Origin of the sequence: Quisquiliibacterium transsilvanicum, from assembly GCF_014202215.1 — a bacterium.
Classification (GTDB): Bacteria; Pseudomonadota; Gammaproteobacteria; order Burkholderiales; family Burkholderiaceae_E; genus Quisquiliibacterium; species Quisquiliibacterium transsilvanicum.
Map to the genome: position 1 here is coordinate 91,553 of NZ_JACHGB010000004.1, position 24,479 is coordinate 116,031.

The following is a 24,479-nucleotide window of genomic DNA, read 5'->3' on the forward strand; positions in this document are numbered from 1 at the left end:
TGCCGGCGGCACGGGCCGCCGGGCGGGCAGCGCCGGGAGTGCGACGAGTCTAGCCTGTGGCGCGGCGGTGCGACCTCGCGGGACGGCGCCGGCGTTCCGGGGATTGCGGATCAGCGCACGAAGTTCGGCACCTGGTCGCCCCAGCCCTGCAGCGGGCCGAGCGGATTGCGCACCCGCTCCTGCTCGTGGATGCGCGGCTGGCCTCCGTGCAGCGTGAACACCACCGTGTCGTTGACCAGGATGAGCAGCGCGTTGAAGCTCCAGCCGGTGATGTCGGTCTCGCGGCGGAAGTTCAGCGAGTCGAGCCAGAAGTTGCCCACCCGCTCCTTGCGCACCCGGCGAATCTGCAGCGAGTAGGCAACGCAGGCCTTGCCGGCGAGCAGGCAGTCGCGGATGCCGCGGTCGTAGTCCTCCGGGCGCAGCGCCGAGCCGGCGGCGAAGCGCTGCAGGATCTCGGAGTAGCTGAGGATGGTGATCGCGGCGTTCTTGCCGGGGTCCAGTCCCATCGCGAGGAGATCCTGCTTCGTGGTCCGGTAGGGTTCGATGCTCTCGATGGCCCGCTGCGCCTCCTCGTAGCTCCGCCATTCGACGTCGGTGTGGGTGGCGGCATCGGGCAGCAGGGACTGGCAGCCGGCGGCAAGGCCGAGGAGCGCACTCAGGGCGGCGGCCGCTGCGTATCGGCGCAGGCGGGGAACGGGTCTTGCGGTCTTCATTGGCGCGATTATGGGGCCCGCGGGGGCGGTGCGTCGGACGGGGCCAGGGGCCGGCCGAAGGTCAGGGTTTTCAGCAGCCCGGTAAAAGGGGACAATAGCGGATTCTGGCGGATTCCTGGCAAGAGTCCTCCTGTCCGAACACCCCTGCCGGCGTCCTGCCGGCCAACGAGCAAATTTGACTACAGAAATCAAAGCCTTCGCCGACTTCGGGCTCGCAGAGCCCATCCTGCGCGCAGTCACCGAGATGGGCTACACCGAGCCCACCCCGATCCAGGCACAGGCCATCCCCCTGGTGCTGCAGGGCCGCGACGTCATGGGCGCCGCCCAGACCGGTACCGGCAAGACCGCCGGCTTCGCGCTGCCCATCCTGCAGCTGCTGCTGCCCAAGGCCAGCTCCAGCGCCTCGCCGCTGCGCCATCCGGTGCGCGCGCTGATCATCGCGCCCACGCGCGAGCTCGCCGACCAGATCCACGTCAACGTGGCTGCCTACGCCAAACATTCGCAGCTGCGCTCCGCAGTGGTGTTCGGCGGGGTGGACATCAAGCCGCAGATCGCCGCGGTGCGCCAGGGCGTCGAGGTGCTGGTGGGCACGCCTGGCCGCCTGCTGGACCACGTCGAGCAGAAGACGGTCAACCTGTCGCAGGTCGAGATCTTCGTCATGGACGAGGCCGATCGCATGCTCGACATGGGCTTCCTGCCTGACATCCAGCGCATCATCAACCTGCTGCCGAAGAAGCGCCAGAACCTCATGTTCTCGGCCACCTTCTCGGGCGACATCCGCAAGCTCGCCGAGAGCTTCCTGCAGAACCCGGTGTCGGTCGAGGTCGCCAGGCGCAATGCCACGGCCGAGAACGTCGAGCAGAAGGCGTACAAGGTCGACAGCACCGAAGCCAAGCGCGCCGCGGTGGCCAAGCTGGTGCGCGACAACGGGCTCTCACAGGTCATCGTGTTCAGCAACACCAAGATCGGCGCCGGGCGGCTTGCCCGCCAGCTGGTGCAGGACGGCCTGAACGCCGCCGCGATCCACGGTGACAAGAGCCAGCAGGAGCGCCTGGCCACGCTGGATTCCTTCAAGCGCGGCGAGATCGTCGTGCTGGTGGCCACCGACGTCGCCGCCCGCGGCCTGGACATCGCCGAGCTGCCGGCGGTCATCAACTACGACCTGCCGTACTCGCCGGAAGACTACGTGCACCGCATCGGCCGCACCGGCCGGGCGGGCGCGAGCGGCATCGCGCTGTCGCTGATGACGCCTGCCGAGGAGCGCTACCTCGCCGAGATCGAGAAGCTGATCAAGCGGCAGATCCCGGTCGAGTCGCTGGCCGTGGTGACCCCGCCGCGCGAACGCGGCGCCCGGCCCGAGCGCAGCGAACGAAGCGAACGGCCGCGCGGCGAGCGTCCTGAACGCACTGAGCGTCCGCGCGGCGAGAGCGAAGAAGCGCGCGCCCCCCGGCGCACCGAGGACCGTGGCGGCGCCCGACGCACGCCCCGGCCATCCGGCCCGCCGCTGGCCGGCTATTCCAACGACCCCTTCTTCTTCAAGCCCTACGAGTCCCCCGAGGACGAGAAGCAGCCGGCCGAGGGCGATGCGGCTGCGGCCCCCGCCTCCGGACGCAAGCGCTCTTCCAGGCCGGTGGCGGCGCTGCTGGGCGGCAAGAAGGGCTGAGGCCAGCGCGTTCGACTGGCCTTCGCGAGCGCGGCATGCGCTCGCGCGCCTGGGTGCTGCCAGCGGTCGATTTCGTCTCAGCCGCGCACCGACTCGGGCGATGCCGCCGGGTCCACCCAGGCGGCCCGCCACAGGCACACCGCCGCTCGCCAGAAGCCGCCAAGCGTGACCGCTCCGGTCCCGCGCAGCCCGAGATGGCCCAGCGCCCGCTCCAGCTCGGGCAGTGGATCGTGCAGGGCCAGCGCTGCCGCCCCCGTCTGCTTCGACAGCTTCTCGCCGTGCGCGTCGGTGACCACCGGCACATGCAGGTAGCGTGGGGTCGGATGGCCGAGCAGCCGCTGCAGGTGGATCTGCCGCGCGGTGGAGCCGATCAGGTCGGCGCCGCGCACCACGTCGGTCACGCCCTGGCCCGCGTCGTCCACCACCACCGCCAGCTGGTAGGCCCACAGCCCGTCGGCGCGCCTGAGCACGAAGTCGCCCACCTCTTTGGCGAGGCGCTCGTGGAAGGCGGCTCCGCTGCGGTCGGTCCAGTCGATCACCGCGTCGTCGACCCGCACCCGCCAGGCACGCGGCGCACGGCCGCCGGCAATGCCGTTGCGGCAGGTGCCGGGGTAGACCAGTTCGGCGTGGCGCCCCGGGTCCTGCCCCTGCCGGGCCACGGAGTCGGCGATCTCGCGGCGCGTGCAGGCGCAGGGATAGACCAGGCCGGCGGCCAGCAGTCGATCGAAGGCCGCCTGGTAGTGCGCATTGCGGCGGCTCTGGTATTCGATCGCGCCGTCGTGCTCGAAGCCGTAGGCGGCCAGCGTGTCGATGATGGACTGCGCGGCGCCGGGCTGCTCGCGCGGCGGGTCGAGGTCCTCGATGCGCAGCAGCCAGCGGCCGCCATGGGCGCGGGAGTCGAGGCAGCTTGCCAGCGCCGCGACCAGCGATCCCGCATGCAGCGGGCCGGTGGGCGAGGGGGCGAAGCGGCCGACGTAGGAGCAGCGCGCCCGCGTCATCGCGCGCCCGCCTTGGTTCGAGGCTTCGGATCGACGCGGCGACGCCCGGGCGTCGGCTCGGCGTCCAGCGCCGACACCGGCCCCGCCAGCAGGCGTTCGCGCACCCGGGCCACCTCGAGACGCTCCAGCCACCAGGCCAGCGCCTTGCCGCGGTCTCCGCTGCGCCAGGCGTAGCGCAGCGCGGTGGTCGGCCGGGGCTGCTCCACCTCCTTCGCCACAAGCCGCCCCGAGGCCAGCCAGGGCCGCGCGAAGGGCTCGGGCACCCAGCCCACGCCCAGCCCCGCCACCTGCACCGCGATCTTCTGCTCGAAGCTGGCGACGGTGAGCAGGTCCTGTCCCGACAGCAGGCCAGAGGAGCGCGGCGGCAGGTGGCGCGCGGTGCTGCCGACAGCCACCGCGCGATGCCGGATCAGGGTGTCGGCGGGAATGGGCTCGTCGGCGCCGGCCAGCGGGTGGTGCGGCGCCACGCACCAGACGAAGGGGACTTCGCCAAGCGGGCGCATCGCGAAGCGGCCGCCGGCCAGCACTTCGGCGGGCGCGTCGTGAACCACGCCGATCGCGAGCTCCGCGCGGTCGGTCAGCAGTGCGTCCCAGCCGCCGTCGAGCACCTCCTGGCCGAAGCGCAGCCGGGTGGGTGCGCCGAGCCGGTAGAAGTCGTCGAGCATCGGCCGCACCCGGTCGAAGCAGACCAGCGCGTCGAGCGAGATGCGCAGCTCCACCTCCCAGCCGCTGGCCACCTCGCGGACCCGGCAGGCGAGGTCGTCGGCGGCGCGCAGCAGCAGGCGGCCCTGTCCGAGCAGTTCCTCGCCGGCGGGGGTGAGCCGGGCGCGGCGGCCCCGGCGGTCGAAGAGCAGCACGTCCAGCTCCTCCTCGATGCGGCGCACCGTGTAGGTGAGCGCCGAGGGGACCTTGCCGAGCTCGGCCGCCGCCGCAGCGAAGCTGCCGCGCCGGGCGATCGCGTCGACCACGGAGATGGCTTCCAGCGTCAGGCTCATGTTCAATTAATTTGAACGAAGTCTGCGAATCATACCGCCCGCAAGGCCCCATGGATGTCCGAAGATGGAGGCCATGCACCGGAAGGGCCGGCGTTGCCGGACCCTGCCGGACGACGAACGCAGAAAGGGAGAATTCGATGATCGAGATCCGCAGGAGCGAGGAGCGCGGCTATGCCGACCATGGCTGGCTGCAGTCCTTCCACAGTTTTTCCTTCGCCGGTTACCACGATCCGCGGCACATGGGCTTCGGTCCGCTGCGGGTGATCAACGAGGACCGCGTGGCCCCGGGCACCGGCTTCGGCGCGCACGGCCACCGCGACATGGAGATCATCAGCTACGTGCTCGACGGCGCGCTGGCGCACCGCGACAACATGGGCAACGGCTCGGTGATCCGGCCCGGCGACGTGCAGCGCATGAGCGCTGGCCGGGGCGTTCAGCATTCGGAGTTCAACCACGACAAGCTCGGCCAGACCCACTTCCTGCAGATCTGGATCGAGCCCTCGGCGCGCGGCATCGAACCCGGTTACGAGGACCGCCGCTTCGACGCCGACGCCAAGCGCGGCAGGCTCGCGCTGATCGCCTCGTCCGACGGTCGCGATGGATCGGTGACCATCCACCAGGATGCGAGCGTCCATGCGGGGCTGTTCGATGGCGACGAACGGGCGGAGCTGCCGATCGCGCCGGGGCGCCGCATCTACGTCCACATGGCACGCGGTGCGCTCATGGTCAACGGCCAGCGGCTGGAGGCCGGCGACGCACTGAAGCTAGCGGGCGAGGAGCGGCTGGTGCTCGAGGGCGGGCGTGAGGCCGAGGTCCTGGTCTTCGATCTGCCGTGAGCCGCCTCCGATGACCCGGATCGTCATCGCCTACCACTCCGGCTACGGCCACACACGGAAGCTCGCTGAGGCGGTGGGCGAGGGCGCGGCCGGCGTGCCCGGCGCGTCAGCGCAGCTGCTGGCGGTGGAGGAGATCGACGCGCAGGGCTGGCTGGCGCTCGAGGCCGCCGACGCCATCGTGTTCGGCGCGCCGACCTACATGGGCGGCCCGTCAGCGCAGTTCAAGACCTTCGCGGACGCCTCCGCGAATGCCTGGTTCAGCGGTCTCTGGCGCGACAAGATCGCCGGCGGCTTCACCTGCTCGCTGTCGATGAGCGGCGACAAGTTCTCGACGCTGACCTACCTGGCCACGCTGGCGATGCAGCACGGCATGGTCTGGGTGGGCACCGGCACCATGCCGGCGCAGCGGCCCGGGGCGCCGGACGAGATCAACCGGCTGGGCGGCTGGTACGGCGTGATGGCGCAGGCGGACAACGTCCCGCCCGAGATCAGCCCGCCCAGGGGCGACATCGATTCCGCGCTGGCCTACGGGCGGCGGATCGCGGGCTTCGCGAGGCGGCTGCGGGGCTGACCGGGCAGGCGGCGGAGCTGACCGGGCAGGCGGCGGGGCTGACCGGGCAGGCGGCGGAGCTGATCGGGCGGGCGGCGGAGCTGATCGGGCGGGCGGAGGAGCTGGCAGGCAGGGCGCAGCGTCGATCAGGCCGGCCGGGGCGCCGCCCAGCGCCGTCCCGCCAGCTCGTTCATCACCAGGGCCGCCAGCACCATCAGGCCGCCCTGGAGGGTGGCAACCCCCATTGCCTCGCCGGCGAACAGCCAGGCCCATAGCGGACCGAGCACCACTTCGAGCAGGGCGATCAGGGCCATTTCCTGCGCGGACAGGTGCTTCGCGGCCCGCACGAACAGCATGCAGGGCAGCGCCAGCTGGACGAAGCCCAGCAGCGCCAGGATCGCGATGTCGTTCAGGTTGGCCTGGAAGGGCAGGGCCAGCGGCAGCGTGACCAGGCAGGACAGCGCGGCGCCGATCAGCGCGGCCGGCGCCAGATCCACCGTCGCGTGCATCCGGCGCAGCAGCACGATGTTGATTGCGGCGGCGGTGGGCACCCCCAGCGCGATCAGCATCCCGGACAGGCCTTCGGCCGACACCCCGTCGCGCACCATCCACCAGATGCCGCCCAGGGCAGCGCCGATGGCCAGCCAGGTCCGCGCGGCGACCCGCTCGCGCAGCACCAGCCAGCCCAGCGGCGCGGCGAGCAGCGGCGTGATGCTGCTGACCAGCAGCGTGTTGGCCACGCTGGTGCGGGTGATCGCGAGAATGAAGCAGACGAACATCGCGCCCCACATCGTGCCGGCGAGCAGGCCGGGCAGGCCCATCGCGACGACCGGCCGCAGCGGGTTGCCGCGCTGCTGCCAGGTGAGCGCCAGCAGCACACCGATGGCGCAGAACAGGCTGCGCCAGAAGGTGATCTCGAAGCCCTGCGCCTGCTCCAGGTGCCGGGTGAAGACGCCGGCGATGCTCCAGCACAGCGAGCAGAAGCACAGCAGCGCGACCGCGCGCCGGTGGGTGCGGCGATCCGGGCCGTCCATCAGGCGACCGGAACCACGGTTTCGCGCTTGTCGAACACGAAGAGCCCGCCTTCCCAGTGCCGCCCGCCCACGGCCTCGAAGTAGCCGAGCACGCCGCCGTCGAGCTGGACCACGTGCTCGAAGCCGGCCTCGTCCATCCAGAGCGCGGCCTTCTCGCAGCGGATTCCGCCGGTGCAGAAGGTGACCACGCGCCTGCCGGCCAGCCGGGGCCGCAGCGCATCGATCGCGGCAGGGAACTCGCCGAAGTTGTTCAGCCCGGGGTCGATCGCGCCGGCGAAGCTGCCCGCTTCGACTTCGTAGCGATTGCGGGTGTCGACCAGCGCGATCTCGCGGCCTTCGTCGTCGTGGCCTGCCTGCAGCCAGCGCTCCAGCGTGGCCGGCGAGACCGCGGGCGCGCGCCCGGCGCGGGGCCGCACGGCGGGCTGGCGCAGCGTGATGATCTCGCGCTTGAGGCGCACCCGCCAGCGGTCGAAGGCGATCGCCTCCGACCAGGTCCGCCGGGGCTGCAGCCCTGCCAGCGGCGGGTCCTCCTCGAGCAGGCGCATGAAGGCTTCGACCGCGTCCTCGGGGCCGCTGGCGAACAGGTTGATGCCCTCGGGCGCGAGCAGCACCGTGCCACGCAGGCCGAGTTCCTCCCCGGCGCGGCGCAGGCGCGCGCGGCGGGCAGGCAGGTCGTCGAGGTCGACGAAGCGGTAGGCGCTGAGGTTCAGGATCATCGGCGGTCCTCGTGTTCTGTCCGCGGGGGCCGGCTCGGGTCCTGGCGGGGCGGTCCCGGGCAGGCGCCGGGAGCCCGGGGCGGTAGAATTCTACCGATGCGGCAGCCCGGTTTCGTCCATCTTCGCGTCCACACCGAATACTCGATCACCGACTCCACCGTCCGGGTGGATGCGCTGGTCGATGCCGCTGTGGCCGACGCCCAGCCCGCGGTGGCGATCACCGACCTGGTCAACCTCTTCGGCTGGATCAAGTTCTACAAGGCGGCGCGCGGCAAGGGCGTCAAGCCCGTCCTCGGCGCCGACTGCTGGCTGGCCAACGAGGCCGATCGCGACCGGCCCGCGCGCATGCTGCTGCTGGCGCTCAACCCGCAGGGCTACCTGCGCCTGTGCGAGCTGATCAGCCGCGCCTGGCTCGAGAACGAGTACCGGGGCCGCGCCGAGCTTTCCCCAGCCTGGTTCGACGAGGGCGGCAACGACGGCCTGATCCTGCTCTCGGGCGCGCGCCAGGGCGACGTGGGCCAGGCGCTGCTGGGCGGCCAGGACGAGGCCGCCGCGGAACTGGCGCAGCGCTGGTCCGCGCGCTTTCCCGGCAGCTACTACCTGGAAGTGCAGCGCGCCGGCGCCCCCGAGGACGAAACCCACACCCGGGCGGCTGCGCGGCTGGCCGCGCAGCTGGGGCTGCCGGTGGTGGCCACGCACCCCGTTCAGTTCATCGAGCGCGACGGCTTCCGCGCGCACGAGGCGCGGGTCTGCATCGCCGAGGGCGAGATCCTCGCCAACCCGCGCCGCCAGCGCCGCTTCACCGAGGAACAGTACTTCAAGAGCCAGGCCGAGATGGAGGCGCTGTTCGCCGACCTGCCCGCGGCGCTGGCCAACAGCGTGGAGATCGCGCGCCGCTGCAGCCTGCCGATGACGCTGGGCAAGCCCAGCCTGCCGCAGTTCCCCACCCCCGAGGGCGTCACGCTCGACGACTTCATGCGCCAGCAGGCCCGCGAAGGCCTGCGCGAGCGGATGGTGAAGCTGTTCCCCGACGAGGCGCAGCGCGAAGCGAAGCGCGAGCAGTACGAGGGCCGGCTCGAGTACGAGTGCGACACCATCGTGCAGATGGGCTTCCCGGGCTACTTCCTGATCGTTGCCGACTTCATCAACTGGGCCAAGGCCAACGGCGTGCCGGTGGGCCCGGGCCGGGGCTCGGGCGCGGGCTCGCTGGTGGCCTACGTGCTGGGCATCACCGACCTCGACCCCATCCCCTACGCGCTGCTGTTCGAGCGCTTCCTGAACCCGGAACGGGTGTCGATGCCCGACTTCGACATCGACTTCTGCCAGGAGAACCGCTGGAAGGTCATCGAGTACGTGCGCGGCAAGTACGGCGAGCAGGCGGTGTCGCAGATCGCCACCTTCGGCACCATGGCATCCAAGGCCGTGATCCGCGATGTCGGCCGCGTGCTCGACATGGGCTACAACTTCTGCGACCAGCTCTCCAAGCTGATCCCGGTGGTGCAGAACAAGCCGGTGTCGCTGGCCAAGGCGCGCGAGGCCGAGCCGCTGCTGCGCGAGCGCGAGGAGCGCGAGGACGAGGTGCGCGAACTGCTGGCGCTGGCCGAGCCGCTGGAGGACCTCGCCCGCAACGTCGGCATGCATGCCGGCGGCGTGCTGATCGCGCCCGGCAGGCTCACCGACTTCTGTCCGCTGTACAAGGCGCCGGGCACCGATTCCGTCGTCAGCCAGTACGACAAGGACGACGTCGAGGCGGTGGGCCTGGTGAAGTTCGACTTCCTCGGCCTGCGCAACCTGACCATCCTGCAGATGGCGGTCGATTACATCAACGCCCGCCACCCCGAGAAGCCGCTCGACCTCTCCACGCTTGCTTTCACCGATCCCAGGGCCTACCAGGTGCTGAAGGACGCGAACACCACCGCGATCTTCCAGGTGGAAAGCGACGGGATGAAGAAGCTGCTGAAGAAGCTGCAGCCCGACCGCTTCGAGGACATCATCGCCGCGCTGGCGCTCTACCGGCCGGGCCCGCTGGGCTCCGGAATGGTCGACGACTTCATCCTGCGCAAGAAGGGCGAGCAGCGGATCGACTACTTCCACCCGGACCTGAAGGCCTGCCTGGAGCCCACCTACGGGGTGATCGTCTACCAGGAACAGGTGATGCAGATCGCGCAGACCATCGGCGGCTACACGCTGGGTGGCGCCGACCTGCTGCGGCGTGCGATGGGCAAGAAGAAGCCCGAGGAGATGGCCGAGCACCGCGGGCTGTTCGTCGAGGGCGCGAAGACGAAGGGCTACGAGGTCGACCTCGCCAACCGCCTCTTCGACCTGATGGCGATGTTCGCGGAGTACGGCTTCAACAAGTCGCACACCGCCGCGTATGCGGTGGTCACCTATCACACCGCCTGGCTGAAGGCCTACTACCCGTCGGAGTTCCTCGCCGCGACGCTGTCGTCGGAGATGGACGACACCGACAAGCTGCAGTTCTTCGTCGCCGACTGCAAGGCCAACGGCGTGCAGGTGCTGCCGCCCGACATCAACGCCTCCGGCTACCGGTTCCAGCCGGTGTCCGAGCGCGCCATCCGCTACGGGCTCGGCGCGGTAAAGGGCTCCGGCGAGAACGCGGTGCTGAACGTGCTGAAGGCGCGCGAGGCCGGCCCCTTCACCGACCTCTTCGAGTTCTGCACCCGCATCGACCGCAAGCTCGTCAACCGCCGCACCATCGAGGCGCTGGCGCGCGCCGGCGCCTTCGATTCGCTGGAGCCCGATCGTGCCCGGGTGCTCGCCAACGTGGGCAAGGCGATGGAGGCGGCCGACGCCGCGGCCGCCTCGGTCGACCAGGTGAGCCTGTTCGACGCCGGCGACGCCGAGGGCGGCGCGCCCATCGACTGGGAGAACGTCGCGCCCTGGAGCGAGCGCCAGCGGCTGCAGGAGGAGAAGAGCGCGCTGGGCTTCTTCCTAACCGGCCACCTGTTCCACGGCTTCGAGGCCGAGGTGCGCCGCTTCGCGCGAACGAAGCTCGCCGACCTGCAGCCCGCGCAGCAGCCGCAGTGGATCGCCGGCATCGTGGCCTCGCAGCGCACGCAGATGAGCCGGCGCGGAAAGATGAGCATCGTGATGCTGGACGATGGCACCGGTGCGCTCGAGGTCACGCTCTACAACGAGACCTTCGAGCGCTTCCGCACGCTGATCCGCGAGGACGAGCTGCTGGTGATCCAGGCCAAGGTGAGCCGCGACGACTACAGCGGCGGACAGCGCGTGATCGCCGAGCGGGTGCTGGGCCTGACCGAGGCGCGCCAGGAATTCGGCAAGCGGCTGACGATCCGCTTGAACGGTCTCGCCGAGGCCGGGCTGCTGCGCGAGGTGATCCACCCGTACCGGCCGCAGGGCGCCGGCGACGCGCCCGCGATGCCGGTGGTCGTCGAATACGGCAATGCCGACGCCCGCTGCTCGGTGGAGCTCGGCGCCGACTGGCGGGTGCGCCCGCAGGAGGACCTGATCGTCGAGGCGCGCAGCCGGCTGCACGCGCAGGACGTCTCGGTCGAGTACTGATCGATGGACGCCCGGCCGCTGCAGGTGGCCATCGTGCGCGCACGCTACAACCCCTACGGCGGTGCGGAGCGCTTCGTCCAGCGCGCGCTCGCTGCGCTCGCCTCGGGCGGCGCCGAGGTCACCGTGATCGCGCGGCGCTGGACGCCGCCGCGCGACGGCGAGGCCGCGGTGCCGATGCGGCTGCTGCGCGTCGATCCCTTCCACCTGGGCAGCCTCTGGCGCGACTGGTCCTTCGCGCGCGGCGTGCGCCGCGTGCTGGCCGGGCGCAGCTTCGACATCGTCCAGAGCCATGAACGGATCGCCGGGCTGCCGCTCTACCGGGCGGGCGACGGCGTGCATGCGGAGTACCTCGCGCAGCGCCGGCGCGCCGAGCCGGGCTGGCGCGCCGCGCTCACCGCGGCGAGCCCCTACCACCGCTACGTGCTCGCCGCCGAGCGGGCGATGTTCACGCACCCGGCGCTGCGCGCGGTCATCTGCAACTCGGAGATGGTGCGCGGCGAGATCCACTCGCGCTTCGGCGTGCCGATGGACAAGCTGCACCTGGTGCGCAACGGCGTGGACCTCGAGCGCTTCCGGCCACCGACGCTGGCCGAGCGCAGCGCGGCCCGCGAGGGCCTGGGCCTCGAGCCAGGGCGCACCGTGTTCGCGTACGTGGGCTCGGGCTTCGCCCGCAAGGGCCTGGCGGCGTCGATCCGCGCGCTGGCGGCGATGCCGGGCGCGCGGGGCGTCGGCCATCCGGCCGTGGCCGGGGCCGGGGCCGGGGCGGGTGCCATCCCTCGGACCTGCGCCGGCATCGGCAGGGCGGCTGCGGAGGCCGCAATCGCCGCGGCGCCGAAGCCCCTGCCGCCGGTGCTTCTCGTGGCCGGCGCCGACCGCAAGCTGGCGGCGCATCGCGCCCTCGCTGGCCGGCTGGGCGTCGCCGGGCAGGTGCGCTTCCTAGGCGGCGTCGACGACGTGCGCCCGGTGCTGTGGGCGGCGGACGCCTTCGTGCTGCCCACGCTCTACGACCCCTTCCCGAACGCGGTGCTCGAGGCGCTCGCCTGCGGATTGCCCGCGGTGACCAGCACCAGGAGCGGCGCGGCCGAGTTCATCCGCGCGGGCGAGAACGGCTTCGTGGTCGATGCGCTGGACATCGGCGGCATCGCGCGGGCGCTGGACGCGCTGGCCGATCCGCAGGGCCGCGGCGCGCGGGCAGCCGCCGCGCGCGCCAGCGTCGCGCCGCTGTCGCTGGATGCGCTGGGCGCCCAGCTGATCGCCCTCTATCGGCGGCTGATAGAATCACCGGCTCCGTGAAGCAGAGTCTCGCCATCTATCGCCGGCTGATGGCCTACACGAAGCCCTACATCAAGGGTTTCGCGCTGGCGCTGACCGGCATGGTGATCGCAGCAGCGACCGAACCCCTGTTCCCGGCGCTGATGAAGCCGCTGCTCGACGAGGGCTTCGTCGGGAAGTCGGGGCTCGCGCTGTGGTACGTGCCTGCCGCCATCATCGGCATCTTCGTGGTGCGGGGCATCGCCACCTTCACCAGCAACTACGCGCTCACCTGGGTCGCGAACAAGGTGCTGGCCGACATGCGCCGCGAGATGTTCGGCCACATGCTCAGGCTGCCGGCCTCGGAGTTCGAGCGCGAGGCCTCGGGCCTGCTGATCTCCCGCATCGTGTTCGAGGTCAACAACGTCACCGCAGCGGCCACGCGGGTGCTCACCACCATCGTGCGCGACAGCCTGGTCATCCTCGGGCTGCTGGGCTGGCTGTTCTACCTGAACTGGCAGCTGACCCTGGTCGCGCTGGTGCTGATTCCCGTGATCGCCGTCGTGGTGGCGTCCTTCAGCAGGCGGATGCGGCGGCTCAACCGCCAGAGCCTCGAGCACACCGGCGAGCTCACCCGGGTGGTCGAGGAGGCGGTCCACGGCTACAAGCCGATCAAGGTCTTCGGTGCGTACGGCCGCGAGACCGAGCTCTTCGGGCGCACCGTGGAACGGCTGCGCGGGTTCGCGATGCGCCACCAGGTCGCCGCCGGGGCCACGGTGCCGATCACGCAGATCTTCGCGGCGATCGCCGTGGCCATCGTCGTGTCGATCGCGCTGATGCAGTCGATGGACAACCAGACCACGGTGGGCGGCTTCGTGTCGTTCATCACCGCGATGCTGATGCTGCTGGCGCCGCTCAAGCACCTGGCCGACATCAACGGTCCGCTGCAGCGCGGGCTGGCCGCCGCCGAGAGCGTGTTCCACCTGCTCGACCAGGCGGCGGAGCCGGACGAAGGCACCCGCACGCTGGAGCGCGCGCGCGGCGCCCTGCGCTTCGAGAAGGTGAGCTTCCGCTATCCGGGCGCCGACCGGGACGCGCTCTCGGAGATCGACCTGGACATCGAGCCCGGCGAGCTGGTCGCGCTGGTGGGCAGCTCCGGCGGCGGCAAGACCACGCTGGTGAACCTCGTGCCGCGCTTCTTCTCGCCCACCTCGGGACGCGTGCTGCTCGATGGGGTGCCGCTTTCGGAGCTGGCGCTTGGAAGCCTGCGCGACCAGCTCGCGCTGGTGAGCCAGGACATCGTGCTCTTCAACGACACCGTGCGGGCCAACGTCGCTTTCGGCGTGACGCGGGACGTGAGCGACGAGGCGATCTGGGAGGCGCTGCGGGCCGCCGCGCTCGACGAGGTCGTCCGGGCGCTGCCGCAGGGGCTGGATGCGCCGGCGGGTGAGCGCGGCGCGCGCTTCTCCGGCGGCCAGCGGCAGCGGCTCGCGATCGCGCGGGCGCTGCTCAAGGACGCCCCGGTGCTGCTGCTGGACGAGGCGACTTCCGCGCTGGATTCGCACACCGAGCGGGAGGTGCAGAACGCGCTGGAGCGCACGACGGCCGGGCGCACCACGCTGGTCATCGCGCACCGGCTGTCGACGATCGAGCGCGCCGACCGCATCGTGGTGCTCGAGGGCGGGCGCATCGTCGAGCAGGGACGGCACGCCGAGCTGATCGCGCGCGGCGGCATCTACGCGCAGCTGCACCGCATCCAGTACGCCTCCGCCGGCCAGGCCTGACGCGCATCGGCAGCGCGGGCGCTTCAAGGGAATCGCAGATGGACATCCTCCACACCGAAGCGTCCTGCGGCTGGGGCGGGCAGGAGATCCGCATCCTCAGCGAATCCGCGGGGATGATCGCGCGCGGCCACCGGGTCGCGCTCGCCTGCCCTCCGGAGGCGCCGATCGCGCGGGAGGCGCCGGCGCACGGTCTCGAGCTGATTCCGCTGCCGATCGGCAGGAAGCGCCTGCCCGGCCTGCGCGCGCTGCGCCGGCTGCTCTCGGAGCGCCGCTTCGACGTGGTGAACACCCACAGCTCCACCGACAGCTGGCTGGCGGCGCTGGCCTGCGCCAGCCTGCGCGACGCCCCCGCGCTGGTGCGCACCCGGCACATCTCGGCGCCGATCGCGCGCACGGCGTCCAACCGCTGGCTCTACGCGCGCGCCAGCGCCTTCGTCGTGACCACGGGCGAGAGCCTGCGCGAGGAGGTGATCCGGCGCACCGGGAGCGATCCCCAGCGGGTGGTTTCGATTCCCACCGGCATCGATCACGAACGCTTCGCGCCCGCCGACCGCGCCAGCGCGCGCGCCGCGCTCGGGCTGCCCGCCGACCGCTTCATCGTGGGCATCGTGGCCACGCTGCGCAGCTGGAAGGGGCATCGCTTCCTGGTCGACGCGGTCGCGCCGCTCGCCGACCCGGAGCTGCTGCTGGTGATCGTTGGCGACGGGCCGCAGCAGGAGGCGCTTGCGCGGCAGGTGGCCGACGGCGGCCTCGAGGGCCGCGTGAGGCTGGTCGGCCAGCGCACCGACGTGCCAGCCTGGCTGCAGGCCTTCGACGTCTTCGCATTGCCGTCCTACGCCAACGAGGGCGTGCCTCAGGCGCTGATCCAGGCGATGCTGTGCGGCCTGCCGAGCATCACCACGACGGCCGGGGCGATCGGCGAGATCGCCCTGGACGGACGCACCGCGCTGGTGGTGGCACAGCAGGACAGCGCCGCGCTGGCCGCGGCCATCCTGCGGCTGCGCGCCGACCCTGCGCTGCGCGCTTCGCTGGGCGCCGCTGCGCGCGCGCACTGCCTGGATGGCTTCACCCGAGAGTCGATGCTCGACCGGATGGAGGACGTCTTTCGCCGGGCGGCCGCTGCGCGCGCCGTTCGCTGACGCTTTCCGGGACAATGCCAGTCATGCAGAACGAATCCCTCGAGAAGCTCTACCGCAGCCACCACGCCGCGAACCGCCGCCCCGATTTCGCCGTTCGCGAGGAGGAGCGCGCGCAACTGCTCAGCCGATGGATCGGGCAGGGGCGGCGCCTGTGCGATTTCGGCTGCCGCGACGGACAGCTCACGCGCCACTACCTGCCGGGCAACGAGGTGGTCGGCTGCGAGATCGACCCCGAGGCGATCGCGCGGGCGCGCGAGCGGGGCATCGACGCCCGGTCCACCGACCTGAACCAGCCGCTGGACTTCGCCGACGGCGAATTCGACGTGGTGGTCGCATGCGAGGTGCTCGAGCACCTGCCCTACTGGGACATCAGCGTGCGCGAGATGGCCAGGGTGCTGCGCCCCGGCGGCCTGTTCCTGGGCACCATCCCGCTCGCCTATCACCTGAACGATCGTTGGCGAGTCCTCCGAGGGCGCCCGCTGCTGTCGGCCAAGGATCCCACCCACGTGAAATTCCTCGCCTATGACGACTTCATCGCGCGGATGACCCGCTACGGGCTGAAGCTCGAGGAGATCCGGGTGATCGAGGGCGGGGGTTCCTTCCGCTCCCGCTTTCCGCGCCTGTTCGCGCGCAACATCGGCTTCCGGTTCGTCAAGCCGGGCTGAGCTTGGGCGGGCCGCGGGCTGCGGCGCCGCAGGCTTCGGCGCTGCGACAGCGCGTTCAGGCCGGCAGTCCCGGCCGCTCCGGCCGGTGTTCGCGCATCGCCGCGCACAGCGCAAGGCCGAAGGCCAGCACGCGCAGCGTGTTCTGGTGCGCGAAGACGTCGTTGGTGAGCCCCAGCACCAGCCACATCGCCAGGCTCACGCGTCCGACCCGACGCAGCGCGGGGGGACTGCGCGCCAGGCCGCGCCAGGCCAGCCAGGCCGCGAGCGCCGCCACCGCGAGGCCGATCGCCCCGTACTGGGCGAGGATCGACATCGGCAGGCTGTGCGGATGCGAGTAGACCACCGCATCGGCCGGGTAGCGCCCCTGCGCCTGCAGCCGTTCCACCTCGGGCTTGAAGCGGTGCGCTCCGGCGCCGAACAGCGGGTGCTCGGCGACGATGTCGAGCGTGGCCTGCCACATCGCCAGCCGCAGCGCGACCGACCGGGCGCCGACCTCGCCCTCCTGGTAGGCAGCGACCTCGTCGTCGATCAGGGTCAGCCGGTCCCACAGGTCGAGGCGATGGCCGAGCGCGGCGACGCCCAGCGACAGGCACAGCGCGACCGCGACGAGCGCGCGGCGGTGGCCTCCGCCCGGCGGCGGGTGCGCTGCACCGGCAAGCGCCGGCGCCCGCCAGGCCAGCGCAGCGAGCAGCGGCAGCGCGAGCAGGGCGCCGCGGGTCCCGGAGGCCACCGTGGCGGCGATGCCGGCGCCGACCGCCGCCAGGTAGGCCAGGCTGCGCAGCCGGCCGGGGTCGCGCAGCAGGCCGGCCAGCGCGTACATCGCACACAGCACCGAGATCTGCCCGAAGACGATGGCGTTGAGCGTGCCCGTGGGGCGCTCCTGCCCGATCGCGAGCAGGTCCACGACCGACACCCCGAGGGCCGCCGCCGCGCCAAGCGCCCCGCCGGCGAACAGGGCGCGCGGGCCCACCAGGCCGTGGCCGGCCACCAGCGCCAGCAGCGGCATCAGCAGCAGCGGTGTCCAGGAGAAGGCCCGGGCCGGGAGCCCGAAGGCCAGCACCGAGGAGAGGTTGAGTCCGGCCAGCAGCAGCGCCGCGATCGCCAGTTCGGGCATCGCGCGCAGCCTGGCGAGGGCACCGGCCGGATCGCGCAGGGCCAGGCCCAGGCCCAGCAGGGCGAGCAGGTAGAAGGCCGCGCCCCCCAGGCTGGACTCGATCACCGCGGCGGGCAGCGCCGCCACGACCAGCAGGCTTGCGAGCCCGCGGAGCGCAGGCGCCCCGCCGGCAGCGTTCAAGCCCGCCGCTCCCGCCAGCCCCGATACCAGTCGACGAAGGCGCCGAGCCCCTCGGCAAGCGGCACCTTCGGTTCGAATCCGGCGGCTGCGCGAAGCTTCGACGGATCCGCGCAGGTGCGTACCACGTCGCCAGGCTGCATCGGCAGTTCGCGCCGCCGTGCCCGCGCCCCGGTGCGCTGCTCGAGAAGCGCCAGCAGTTCGTTGACCGTGCTCGGGTCGGAGCGCCCGATGTTGTAGACCTCGAAGGGCGCCCAGCTGGTGTCCGGGCGGCCTGCCCGTGCCGGATCCGGGTCGGTTCCCGCCTGGGCGCCGGTCGAGCCGGCTTCGCCTTCGCGGGGGCTGCCGTCCCCGGGGTGCCCATTACGCACGGGGGGCTGCCAGAGCAGTCGCACCGTGGCATCGGCGGCGTCCTCGACGAAGGTGAAGTCGCGCGACAGTCCGCCGCCGGCGTAGACGTCGATCGGGGTGCCGGCGAGCAGGCCCTCGGTGAACTTCCAGATCGCCATGTCCGGGCGGCCCCAGGGGCCGTACACGGTGAAGTAGCGCAGCATGGTCACCGGCAGCCCGAACAGATGCGCATAGCTGTGCGCCATCAGTTCGTTGGCGCGCTTGGTGGCCGCGTAGAAGCTCACCGGGTGGTCGACCGGGTCTGCCTCCGAGAAGGGCACCTTGAAGTTGCCGCCGTAGACGCTGGAGCTGCTGGCGAACACCAGGTGGCGCACGTCATGGTGCCGGCAGGCCTCGAGAATGACGGTGCTGCCCATCAGGTTGCTGTCGACGTAGGCGAAGGGCCTGGTCAGCGCGTAGCGCACCCCGGCCTGCGCGGCCAGGTGCACGACGTGGCCGGGCCGCTCCTCGCGGAACAGGGCGTCGACGGCGGCGGCGTCGGCGATGTCCAGACGCACGAAGCGAAAGCCCGCGGCCGACTCGAGCTGCGCCAGCCGCGCCTTCTTGAGCGCGGGATCGTAGTAGTCGTTGAGGTTGTCGACACCGACGACGCGATGGCCGTCCGCGAGCAGGCGGCGGCTGACGTGCATGCCGATGAACCCGGCGGCGCCGGTGACCAGGACGGTAGGGCCCATTGGGGAAAACGCTAAAATGAAAAGCATAGCAGAGCGCCGCCCGCGCCCTGCGCGCCATCCCGCGGCTTGCGAACGTGCCATCGCCTCTCCTGTCGGTCACGGTCATCACGAAGAACGAAGCGCATCGCATCGAGCGCTGCCTGCGCTCGGTCGAGTTCGCCGACGAACGCATCGTGCTCGACTCGGGCAGCACCGACGCCACGGTCGAGATCGCGCGCCGGCTCGGCGCGCGCGTCGAGACAAGTTCCGACTGGCCGGGCTTCGGTCCGCAGAAGAACCGCGCGCTGGATTTCGCCAGGGGCGAGTGGGTCTTCTCGATCGATGCCGACGAGGAGGTCACCCCTGCGCTGCGCGACGCCGTCCTCGCCGCGGTGCGGGCTCCCGCTGGTCCGCACGCCTACTGGGTCACGCGCAGCTCCTCGTTCTGCGGCCGCGAGATCCGCCACGGCGACTGGCGCAACGACCGGGTGCTGCGCCTGTTCAGGCGCGCGCATGCGCGCTTCACCGACGATGCGGTCCATGAGCGGGTGGACTGCCCGCCGCCGCACGGCGAGCTCGCCGGCCTGCTGCTGCACGACAGCGTCGATTCGATGCAGGACGCCGTCGAGAAGACCGAGCGCTACGCGCGGCTCGGCGCCGAGAAGCTGCGCGCGCGCGGCCGCGGCGGGCCGGTCTCGGCGCTGGTGCATGGCGCCTGGACCTTCCTGCGCGGCTACCTGCTGCGGCTGGGCTTCCTCGACGGCCGCGCCGGCCTGACCATCGCGGCGCTGAACGCGCGCGGCACCTTCCTTCGCTACCGGCTCGCGGGCATGCCCGCGCCGGCGGCCAACCCTGGCGAGCGCACTGGCGCCGCCGATTCCACGAGAGACCGAGCATGAGCGCCACCGCCGACCGCTATCCGCTTCCCCCGCTCGACGACCTGCCCGAGGACATCCGCAGCCAGCTGCTGGCGGTGCAGGAGAAGTCGGGCTTCGTGCCCAACGTGTTCCTCAAGCTCGCGCGCCGGCCGGCCGAGTTCCGCGCCTTCTTCGCGTACCACGACGCGCTGATGCTGCGCCAGGGCGCGCTCACCAAGGGCGAGAAGGAGATGATCGTGGTGGCCACCAGCGGCGCCAACGGCTGCCTTTACTGCGTGGTCGCGCACGGCGCCATCCTGCGCATCTACGAGAAGAACCCGCTGATCGCCGACCAGCTCGCCACCAACTACCGCAAGGCCCAGCTATCGCCGCGCCAGCGCGCCATCCTCGACTTCGCGATGAAGGTTGCCACCGCGTCGGCCACCGTCGACGAGGCCGATTTCGAGCGCCTGGCCGCGCACGGCCTGGACGACGAGGACATCTGGGACGTGGGCGCGATTGCCGCCTTCTTCGCGCTGTCGAACCGGATGGCAAATTTCAGCGGCATGATGCCCAACGCCGAGTTCTACCTGATGGGGCGCGTGCCCCGCGAGAAGAAGGCCTGAGGGACGGCCTGAGCCGCCGGGCGCCGCGCCGCCCGGCGCTGCGCCAGTCCCCGAACAAGGAAGCATCGAGATGAGCCATGCACCGCTGCAGCTGGATCCGCCCAGCGCGCTGGAGCGCCTGAACGCCGGCACCGCCTGGCTGGTGGACGTGCGCGAGCGCGCGGAGATCGCGCGCGCCGCCTTCGACGCCCCCAACGTTGTCGTGATCCCGCTGTCCGAGTTCGAGCGCCGCCGCGACGAACTGCCGCGCGACCAGGACCTGATCCTCGCCTGCGCCAGCGGCGGACGCAGCTTCCAGGCGGTGCAGTACCTGATCCACCACGGCTACTCGCGCGTGACCAACCTGGCAGGCGGCATCGGGCTGTGGCACGCGCACGGGCTGCCGGTGACGGCAGGCTGAGTAGCGAGTCCCTCCACCTGGCCCGCGGGCCCCGCCGCCGGGGTCAGAATCGCCCAGACTGGTGCCGCTGCCCGAGCACGCTCTGCATCGACTGCACCACCGCGAACGCCTGGCGCAGCTGGATGCGCTCGAAGTTGGACAGATCCCGGGGCGCCATGTAGTTGTCGGGCGGCTGCCCGGCGGCGATCTGCCGCGCCTGGTGGCGGATCCGCGTCACCGACAGGAACTCGAACGCGTCGCGCAGGTCGCGCGCGCTCTGTTCGCTGATCTCGCCGCCGGCGGTCGCGAGCTCCAGCCGTTCCTGGGTGTTCGCCTGGGGCTGGCCTTCGGCGAGCGCGGAGACCCGGGCAAGCTGGACCACCGGCACGATGCCCTGGTGCTTGAGATCGATCGTTCCGCGATGCTCGCCCTTGCGGGCGGGGGCGATGTTGCCGAACAGGTTCAGCGGCGGCCGGAAGCCGAGCGCGTTGCCGACCATGAAGGCAAGGAAGATCCCGTTGCCCTTCGCACGTGCGAGGAAGTCCTCCTGCAGCGCGTCCGCAAGCCCGGTGCTGCCATGGATGTGGCGAAGGTCGAAGAACACGCAGGTCAGCATCAGCGCCTTGGGCTCCGGCTCGCCGATCCACTGCCGGAAGTACTGCTTCCAGATGCGCAGCGGCTGGCGCCAGGTGTCGGTCATCCCCATGATTCCGCCCGGGCAGAACACGTAGCCGCAGGCGTCCAGGCCGGTGCAGACGAAGCGCGCCAGCGCCTCGAAGTACTCGCCATGGCGGGCCGCGTCGTAGGCGTCGTCCAGGATCATGAAATTGTCCTGGTCGGTCTTCGCGGTCTGTTCGCAGCGCGCCTGCGAGCCCGCGGCAACCCAGGCATAGCCGACGGGCGGCGGGCCGAGCCGCTGCTCGCCGAGCTGCAGCAGCCGGACCGTGACCGCGTCGGTGATCGCGGTGATCACCTGCCCGGTGGCATGCGCGGTGGCGTCCGCGGCGGCGAGGTTTCGCTGCAGGTCGCGCACTCTTGCGCTTACGCGGGCCAGGCCCTCGAAGTCCCGCTGCTCGTGGATCTCGCTGACGAGGAAGACCGGCGATGCGCTGCGGTGCTCGGTCAGGTCGCTCGAGGTGATCATGCCCGCCACGCGCTGGCCGTCCATCACCGGAACGTGGTGCACGTTGTTGCGCGCCATCAGCAGCAACGCCTCGAAGGTCAGCGCCTCGAGCCCGATCGTCAGCGGGTTGGCGGTGGCCACCTCGCGCACCGGCCGGTCGGTGGCCACGCCAGCGGCCACCACGCGGTTGCGCAGGTCGCGGTCGGTGAAGATGCCCGCGAGCCTGCCGTCGTCGACCAGCAGCACCGAAGAGACGCGCTGCTCGCGCATCAGCACCGCGGCATCGCGGACGGAGGCGGCCGGCGACAGGGTCACCGGCGCCCGGCGCAACAGCGAGCGCACCGGCGTAGCGACCAGCCCCAGATGGGGGTCGAGCTCCTGCGGGGGGGGCGGCACGGCAGGGGGCTCGGAGGCTGCGCCCTGCGGCGCCCGGGGCTCGGGCTGTCCGCCCTGCCGGGCCCTGGCGTCGTTGGCTTTGCTCATCGCACGGGGATCATGCCATGCGCCCGAATTATCTGGTTCTCCGGAGTGCGCTCGGGGTATTCCCGGGGGCGGGCGTCAGAGTGACGTAAGTTTTTCCGGCGACTCTCCGGGCGGGGGCACGAATTCGATGCCGTCCATACAAACCGGAGGGGACCCAGCCATGAACCACGACTCCAAGGGCTACTGGAGTGCCACGCTGAGACTGCTCACCAAGATCCTGATCGTCTGGTTCCTGGTGTCTTTCGGCGCGGGCATCCTGTTCGCAGATGTGCTCAACAACATCAAGCTGGGCGGCTATCCGCTCGGATTCTGGTTCGCCCACCAGGGCTCGATCTACGTCTTCGTCGTGCTGATCTTCTACTACGCACACAAGATGGGCCAGATCGATCGCCAGTTCGACGTCCACGAAGACTGAGGAAGCCGACATGGAACTCCAAACCACGATCTATCTCGTCGTCGGACTCTCCTTCGCGCTGTACATCGGCATCGCCATCTGGGCGCGCGCCGGCACCACGAGCGAGTTCTACGTTGCCGGCTCCGGCGTCAACCCGATCATGAACGGCATGGCCACCGCGGCCGACTGGATGTCGGCTGCCTCGTTCATCTCGATGGCCGGCCTGATCTCCAACATGGGCTACGGCGGCGGCCTGTTCCTGATGGGCTGGACCGGCGGCTACGTGCTGCTGGCGATGCTGCTCGCGCCCTACCTGCGCAAGTTCGGCAAGTTCACCGTGCCGCAGTTCATCGGCGATCGCTTCTACTCGAAGTCGGCCAGCACGGTGGCGGTGCTGTGCCTGCTGACTGCTTCGATCACCTACATCATCGGACAGATGACGGGTGTGGGCGTTGCGTTCTCGCGCTTCCTGGGCGTGTCCAGCGACGTCGGCATCTACGTCGGCATGGGCATCGTGTTCATGTACGCGGTGTTCGGCGGAATGAAGGGCATCACCTACACCCAGGTGGCGCAGTACATCGTGCTGATCCTGGCGTACACGATTCCCGCGGTATTCATCTCGCTGCAGCTCACCGGCAACCCGGTCCCGCAGCTCGGCCTGGGTTCGGACCTGGTCGGCCATGACGTCTCGCTGCTCTCCAAGCTCGACCAGGTGGTCACCGACCTGGGCTTCGGCAAGTACACGACCACCACGGCCGGCAGCACGCTGAACATGTTCGTCTACACGATGTCGCTGATGATCGGCACCGCCGGCCTGCCGCACGTGATCATGCGCTTCTTCACCGTGCCCAAGGTGAGCGACGCGCGCCTGTCGGCCGGCTGGGCGCTGATCTTCATCGCGATCCTCTACACCACCGCGCCCGCGGTCGCGGCGATGGCCAAGACCAACCTGATCCGCACCGTCACGCCCGGCGTGGTGATGCAGGACTCGGATCCCTTCGCCGCCGACGCAGCCATCCAGTACGAGCAGCGGCCGGACTGGATGAAGCGCTGGGAGAAGACCGGGCTGCTCAAGTTCCAGGACAAGAACGGTGACGGCCGCATCCAGTACTACAACGACAAGACGAAGAACGAGGAGGTGCTGAAGAAGGCGGAGGCTGCCGGCTGGAAGGGCAACGAGCTGGACGTCAACGCGGACATCATCGTGCTGGCCAACCCGGAGATCGCCCTGCTTCCCAACTGGGTGATCGCACTGGTTGCTGCAGGGGGTCTGGCGGCTGCGCTGTCGACCGCCGCAGGGCTGCTGATGGCGATCTCCTCGGCGGTCTCGCACGACCTGATCAAGGGGGTGTTCAAGCCGGACATCAGCGAGAAGGGCGAGCTGATGGCTGGCAAGATCTCGATGGCGGTCGCGATCGTGATTTCCGGGTGGCTGGGCCTGAATCCGCCGGGCTTCGCGGCAGGAACGGTGGCGCTGGCATTCGGGATTGCCGCAAGCTCGCTGTTCCCTGCGATCATGATGGGCATCTTCAGCAAGAAGATGAACAAGGAAGGCGCGATGGCTGGCATGCTGGCCGGCCTGTTCGTCACGCTGTTCTACGTGTTCGCGCACAAGGGCCTCTTCTTCGTGAAGGGCACCGAGTACCTGGACCTGATCGGCGGAGCAAACAGCTTCTTCGGCATCACGCCCGAAGCCTTCGGCGCGATCGGTGCGCTGGTGAACTTCGCGGTGGCCTTCCTGGTCGACAAGGTGACCAAGGAGCCGCCCGAGCACATCCAGGCGATGGTCGAATCGGTGCGCATCCCGCGCGGCTCGAAGGCCGTCGAGGGCTCGCACTGACGCGGCGGCGCCCGGGGCTTCCCGGGCGCGGTCCGCTTCCCGGCCTCGCCGGCGCTGCCGGCGAGGCCCTTCGTTTCAGGAGCCGCGCATGGTGTTCGACGTTGGTGTGGCGATGACCTGGGTGATGTTCCTGGCCCTGTTCCCGATGGCCTTCTTCTGGCTCAGGCGCGCCTGGCGCATTGCGTTCAGGCGCGACTTCTCCGAGGTCGCACTCAAGCGAGGCGAGCCCCCCGCGGATCCCGCGCGATGGGCGCCCTACGAGTGCATCATCAACGCGGTGGCGGGCGTGGCCGCGGTCTTCGTGATCGTCGGAGTGGGCTTCGGCGCGCTGCCCTACGAGACCTGGACCGCGATCGCCGGGACCACCATCTGGTGCAAGTTCTTCGCGAGCTTCGCGCTGGGCCGGCACGCCCACCTGTTGGCGCCGACGGCGCGAGCGAAGGGCTGAGCTTCCGGCGCGCGGGCCTGCCAATGACGACCCCGGCGGCGACCGGTCAGGTGCTTCGGGCGCTTCGGGCGCGCAGTTCGCGTC

General features: G+C 70.9%; 22 protein-coding genes. 14 read left to right on the forward strand and 8 right to left on the reverse strand.

The genetic code is table 11. The features are described from left to right. Nucleotides 1–110: 110 nt before the first annotated feature. Entirely contained in the window at nucleotides 111–713 is a 603-nt protein-coding gene (locus HNQ70_RS09895; protein WP_183966937.1) for a hypothetical protein, read from the reverse strand. A 175-nt stretch (nucleotides 714–888) separates the two neighbouring features. Between HNQ70_RS09895 and HNQ70_RS09900 the strand changes: the two genes are divergently transcribed. Continuing rightward, entirely contained in the window at nucleotides 889–2,376 is a 1,488-nt protein-coding gene (locus tag HNQ70_RS09900; RefSeq protein ID WP_246434897.1) for a DEAD/DEAH box helicase, read from the forward strand. A 77-nt stretch (nucleotides 2,377–2,453) separates the two neighbouring features. Here HNQ70_RS09900 and gluQRS read toward each other — a convergent pair whose 3' ends face one another. Both gluQRS and HNQ70_RS09910 read right to left on the reverse strand, forming a co-directional pair. Beyond that, nucleotides 2,454–3,374: a tRNA glutamyl-Q(34) synthetase GluQRS gene (gene gluQRS, locus HNQ70_RS09905; RefSeq protein ID WP_183966939.1), complete on the reverse strand. Its 921-nt coding sequence runs from the start codon at nucleotides 3,372–3,374 to the stop codon at nucleotides 2,454–2,456. Continuing rightward, on the reverse strand, nucleotides 3,371–4,369 hold the full coding sequence (locus HNQ70_RS09910) for a LysR family transcriptional regulator (protein ID WP_183966941.1): 999 nt from the start codon (nucleotides 4,367–4,369) through the stop codon (nucleotides 3,371–3,373). The genes gluQRS and HNQ70_RS09910 overlap by 4 nt, the downstream gene beginning before the upstream one ends. A gap of 137 nt (nucleotides 4,370–4,506) precedes the next feature. Here HNQ70_RS09910 and HNQ70_RS09915 point away from each other — a divergent pair, with 137 nt between their 5' ends. Then, on the forward strand, nucleotides 4,507–5,205 hold the full coding sequence (locus tag HNQ70_RS09915) for a pirin family protein (protein WP_183966943.1): 699 nt from the start codon (nucleotides 4,507–4,509) through the stop codon (nucleotides 5,203–5,205). 10 nt (nucleotides 5,206–5,215) lie between these two features. Beyond that, nucleotides 5,216–5,776 (forward strand): flavodoxin family protein, encoded by a 561-nt coding sequence (locus HNQ70_RS09920; RefSeq protein WP_183966945.1) that lies wholly within the window; start codon nucleotides 5,216–5,218, stop codon nucleotides 5,774–5,776. Between the two features lie 125 nt (nucleotides 5,777–5,901). Here HNQ70_RS09920 and HNQ70_RS09925 read toward each other — a convergent pair whose 3' ends face one another. Next, nucleotides 5,902–6,789 carry a DMT family transporter gene (locus tag HNQ70_RS09925; RefSeq protein ID WP_183966947.1) on the reverse strand — a complete coding sequence of 296 codons (888 nt, stop codon included), beginning with the start codon at nucleotides 6,787–6,789 and terminating at the stop codon, nucleotides 5,902–5,904. Next, complete coding sequence (trhO, locus tag HNQ70_RS09930; RefSeq protein ID WP_183966949.1) at nucleotides 6,789–7,505, reverse strand: oxygen-dependent tRNA uridine(34) hydroxylase TrhO; 717 nt, start codon at nucleotides 7,503–7,505, stop codon at nucleotides 6,789–6,791. Before trhO ends, HNQ70_RS09925 begins: the two co-directional genes overlap by 1 nt. Nucleotides 7,506–7,601: 96 nt before the next feature. Between trhO and dnaE the strand changes: the two genes are divergently transcribed. From dnaE to HNQ70_RS09955, 5 genes are read left to right on the forward strand one after another with little or no spacing between them, the layout of a single operon-like run. Further along, the gene (dnaE, locus tag HNQ70_RS09935; protein WP_183966951.1) at nucleotides 7,602–11,051 is read left to right on the forward strand and encodes a DNA polymerase III subunit alpha; all 3,450 of its coding nucleotides are present in this window, start codon (nucleotides 7,602–7,604) and stop codon (nucleotides 11,049–11,051) included. Between the two features lie 3 nt (nucleotides 11,052–11,054). Then, the gene (locus HNQ70_RS09940) at nucleotides 11,055–12,344 is read left to right on the forward strand and encodes a glycosyltransferase family 4 protein (protein WP_183966953.1); all 1,290 of its coding nucleotides are present in this window, start codon (nucleotides 11,055–11,057) and stop codon (nucleotides 12,342–12,344) included. Next, entirely contained in the window at nucleotides 12,341–14,086 is a 1,746-nt protein-coding gene (gene msbA, locus HNQ70_RS09945; RefSeq protein ID WP_343060726.1) for a lipid A export permease/ATP-binding protein MsbA, read from the forward strand. The genes HNQ70_RS09940 and msbA overlap by 4 nt, the downstream gene beginning before the upstream one ends. A gap of 38 nt (nucleotides 14,087–14,124) precedes the next feature. Next, a complete protein-coding gene (locus HNQ70_RS09950; RefSeq protein WP_183966955.1) occupies nucleotides 14,125–15,225 on the forward strand; it encodes a glycosyltransferase family 4 protein in 1,101 nt (366 codons plus the stop codon). A gap of 23 nt (nucleotides 15,226–15,248) precedes the next feature. Next, the gene (locus HNQ70_RS09955; RefSeq protein ID WP_183966957.1) at nucleotides 15,249–15,890 is read left to right on the forward strand and encodes a class I SAM-dependent methyltransferase; all 642 of its coding nucleotides are present in this window, start codon (nucleotides 15,249–15,251) and stop codon (nucleotides 15,888–15,890) included. A gap of 55 nt (nucleotides 15,891–15,945) precedes the next feature. Here the strand turns inward: HNQ70_RS09955 and HNQ70_RS09960 are convergent, their stop codons facing one another. Further along, nucleotides 15,946–17,184: an O-antigen ligase family protein gene (locus tag HNQ70_RS09960; protein ID WP_183966959.1), complete on the reverse strand. Its 1,239-nt coding sequence runs from the start codon at nucleotides 17,182–17,184 to the stop codon at nucleotides 15,946–15,948. Continuing rightward, nucleotides 17,181–18,266 carry an SDR family NAD(P)-dependent oxidoreductase gene (locus HNQ70_RS09965; RefSeq protein ID WP_183966961.1) on the reverse strand — a complete coding sequence of 362 codons (1,086 nt, stop codon included), beginning with the start codon at nucleotides 18,264–18,266 and terminating at the stop codon, nucleotides 17,181–17,183. The genes HNQ70_RS09960 and HNQ70_RS09965 overlap by 4 nt, the downstream gene beginning before the upstream one ends. A 74-nt stretch (nucleotides 18,267–18,340) precedes the next feature. Here HNQ70_RS09965 and HNQ70_RS09970 point away from each other — a divergent pair, with 74 nt between their 5' ends. From HNQ70_RS09970 to HNQ70_RS09980, 3 genes are all read left to right on the forward strand, one after another. Further along, nucleotides 18,341–19,144 (forward strand): glycosyltransferase family 2 protein, encoded by an 804-nt coding sequence (locus HNQ70_RS09970; protein WP_343060727.1) that lies wholly within the window; start codon nucleotides 18,341–18,343, stop codon nucleotides 19,142–19,144. After that, nucleotides 19,141–19,728 (forward strand): peroxidase-related enzyme, encoded by a 588-nt coding sequence (locus HNQ70_RS09975; protein WP_183966963.1) that lies wholly within the window; start codon nucleotides 19,141–19,143, stop codon nucleotides 19,726–19,728. The genes HNQ70_RS09970 and HNQ70_RS09975 overlap by 4 nt, the downstream gene beginning before the upstream one ends. 70 nt (nucleotides 19,729–19,798) lie before the next feature. After that, nucleotides 19,799–20,128: a rhodanese-like domain-containing protein gene (locus HNQ70_RS09980; protein ID WP_183966965.1), complete on the forward strand. Its 330-nt coding sequence runs from the start codon at nucleotides 19,799–19,801 to the stop codon at nucleotides 20,126–20,128. A 43-nt stretch (nucleotides 20,129–20,171) separates the two neighbouring features. On the opposite strand, the gene HNQ70_RS09985 is transcribed toward HNQ70_RS09980, so the two are convergent. Continuing rightward, nucleotides 20,172–21,713 (reverse strand): putative nucleotidyltransferase substrate binding domain-containing protein, encoded by a 1,542-nt coding sequence (locus HNQ70_RS09985; protein ID WP_183966974.1) that lies wholly within the window; start codon nucleotides 21,711–21,713, stop codon nucleotides 20,172–20,174. 160 nt (nucleotides 21,714–21,873) lie between these two features. On the opposite strand from HNQ70_RS09985, the gene HNQ70_RS09990 reads away from it, so the two are divergent. From HNQ70_RS09990 to HNQ70_RS10000, 3 genes are all read left to right on the forward strand, one after another. Next, the gene (locus HNQ70_RS09990) at nucleotides 21,874–22,128 is read left to right on the forward strand and encodes a DUF4212 domain-containing protein (protein WP_183966976.1); all 255 of its coding nucleotides are present in this window, start codon (nucleotides 21,874–21,876) and stop codon (nucleotides 22,126–22,128) included. Between the two features lie 10 nt (nucleotides 22,129–22,138). Beyond that, nucleotides 22,139–23,947 (forward strand): sodium:solute symporter family protein, encoded by a 1,809-nt coding sequence (locus HNQ70_RS09995; RefSeq protein ID WP_183966978.1) that lies wholly within the window; start codon nucleotides 22,139–22,141, stop codon nucleotides 23,945–23,947. Nucleotides 23,948–24,035: 88 nt separating this feature from the next. After that, nucleotides 24,036–24,395: a hypothetical protein gene (locus HNQ70_RS10000; protein WP_183966980.1), complete on the forward strand. Its 360-nt coding sequence runs from the start codon at nucleotides 24,036–24,038 to the stop codon at nucleotides 24,393–24,395. Nucleotides 24,396–24,479 lie beyond the last annotated feature (84 nt).

Bases quoted from the DNA above. Each gene is read 5' to 3' on its own strand.
- HNQ70_RS09975 (WP_183966963.1), top strand. From the start codon at position 19,141: ATGAGCGCCACCGCCGACCGCTATCCGCTTCCCCCGCTCGACGACCTG.
- HNQ70_RS09950 (WP_183966955.1), top strand. From the start codon at position 14,125: ATGGACATCCTCCACACCGAAGCGTCCTGCGGCTGGGGCGGGCAGGAG.
- HNQ70_RS09925 (WP_183966947.1), bottom strand. From the start codon at position 6,789: ATGGACGGCCCGGATCGCCGCACCCACCGGCGCGCGGTCGCGCTGCTG.
- trhO (WP_183966949.1), bottom strand. From the start codon at position 7,505: ATGATCCTGAACCTCAGCGCCTACCGCTTCGTCGACCTCGACGACCTG.
- HNQ70_RS09940 (WP_183966953.1), top strand. From the start codon at position 11,055: ATGGACGCCCGGCCGCTGCAGGTGGCCATCGTGCGCGCACGCTACAAC.
- dnaE (WP_183966951.1), top strand. From the start codon at position 7,602: ATGCGGCAGCCCGGTTTCGTCCATCTTCGCGTCCACACCGAATACTCG.
- HNQ70_RS09910 (WP_183966941.1), bottom strand. From the start codon at position 4,369: ATGAGCCTGACGCTGGAAGCCATCTCCGTGGTCGACGCGATCGCCCGG.
- HNQ70_RS09985 (WP_183966974.1), bottom strand. From the start codon at position 21,713: ATGAGCAAAGCCAACGACGCCAGGGCCCGGCAGGGCGGACAGCCCGAG.
- HNQ70_RS09990 (WP_183966976.1), top strand. From the start codon at position 21,874: ATGAACCACGACTCCAAGGGCTACTGGAGTGCCACGCTGAGACTGCTC.
- HNQ70_RS09920 (WP_183966945.1), top strand. From the start codon at position 5,216: ATGACCCGGATCGTCATCGCCTACCACTCCGGCTACGGCCACACACGG.
- gluQRS (WP_183966939.1), bottom strand. From the start codon at position 3,374: ATGACGCGGGCGCGCTGCTCCTACGTCGGCCGCTTCGCCCCCTCGCCC.
- HNQ70_RS09915 (WP_183966943.1), top strand. From the start codon at position 4,507: ATGATCGAGATCCGCAGGAGCGAGGAGCGCGGCTATGCCGACCATGGC.
- HNQ70_RS09895 (WP_183966937.1), bottom strand. From the start codon at position 713: ATGAAGACCGCAAGACCCGTTCCCCGCCTGCGCCGATACGCAGCGGCC.
- HNQ70_RS09955 (WP_183966957.1), top strand. From the start codon at position 15,249: ATGCAGAACGAATCCCTCGAGAAGCTCTACCGCAGCCACCACGCCGCG.
- HNQ70_RS09995 (WP_183966978.1), top strand. From the start codon at position 22,139: ATGGAACTCCAAACCACGATCTATCTCGTCGTCGGACTCTCCTTCGCG.
- HNQ70_RS10000 (WP_183966980.1), top strand. From the start codon at position 24,036: ATGGTGTTCGACGTTGGTGTGGCGATGACCTGGGTGATGTTCCTGGCC.
- HNQ70_RS09980 (WP_183966965.1), top strand. From the start codon at position 19,799: ATGAGCCATGCACCGCTGCAGCTGGATCCGCCCAGCGCGCTGGAGCGC.
- HNQ70_RS09965 (WP_183966961.1), bottom strand. From the start codon at position 18,266: ATGGGCCCTACCGTCCTGGTCACCGGCGCCGCCGGGTTCATCGGCATG.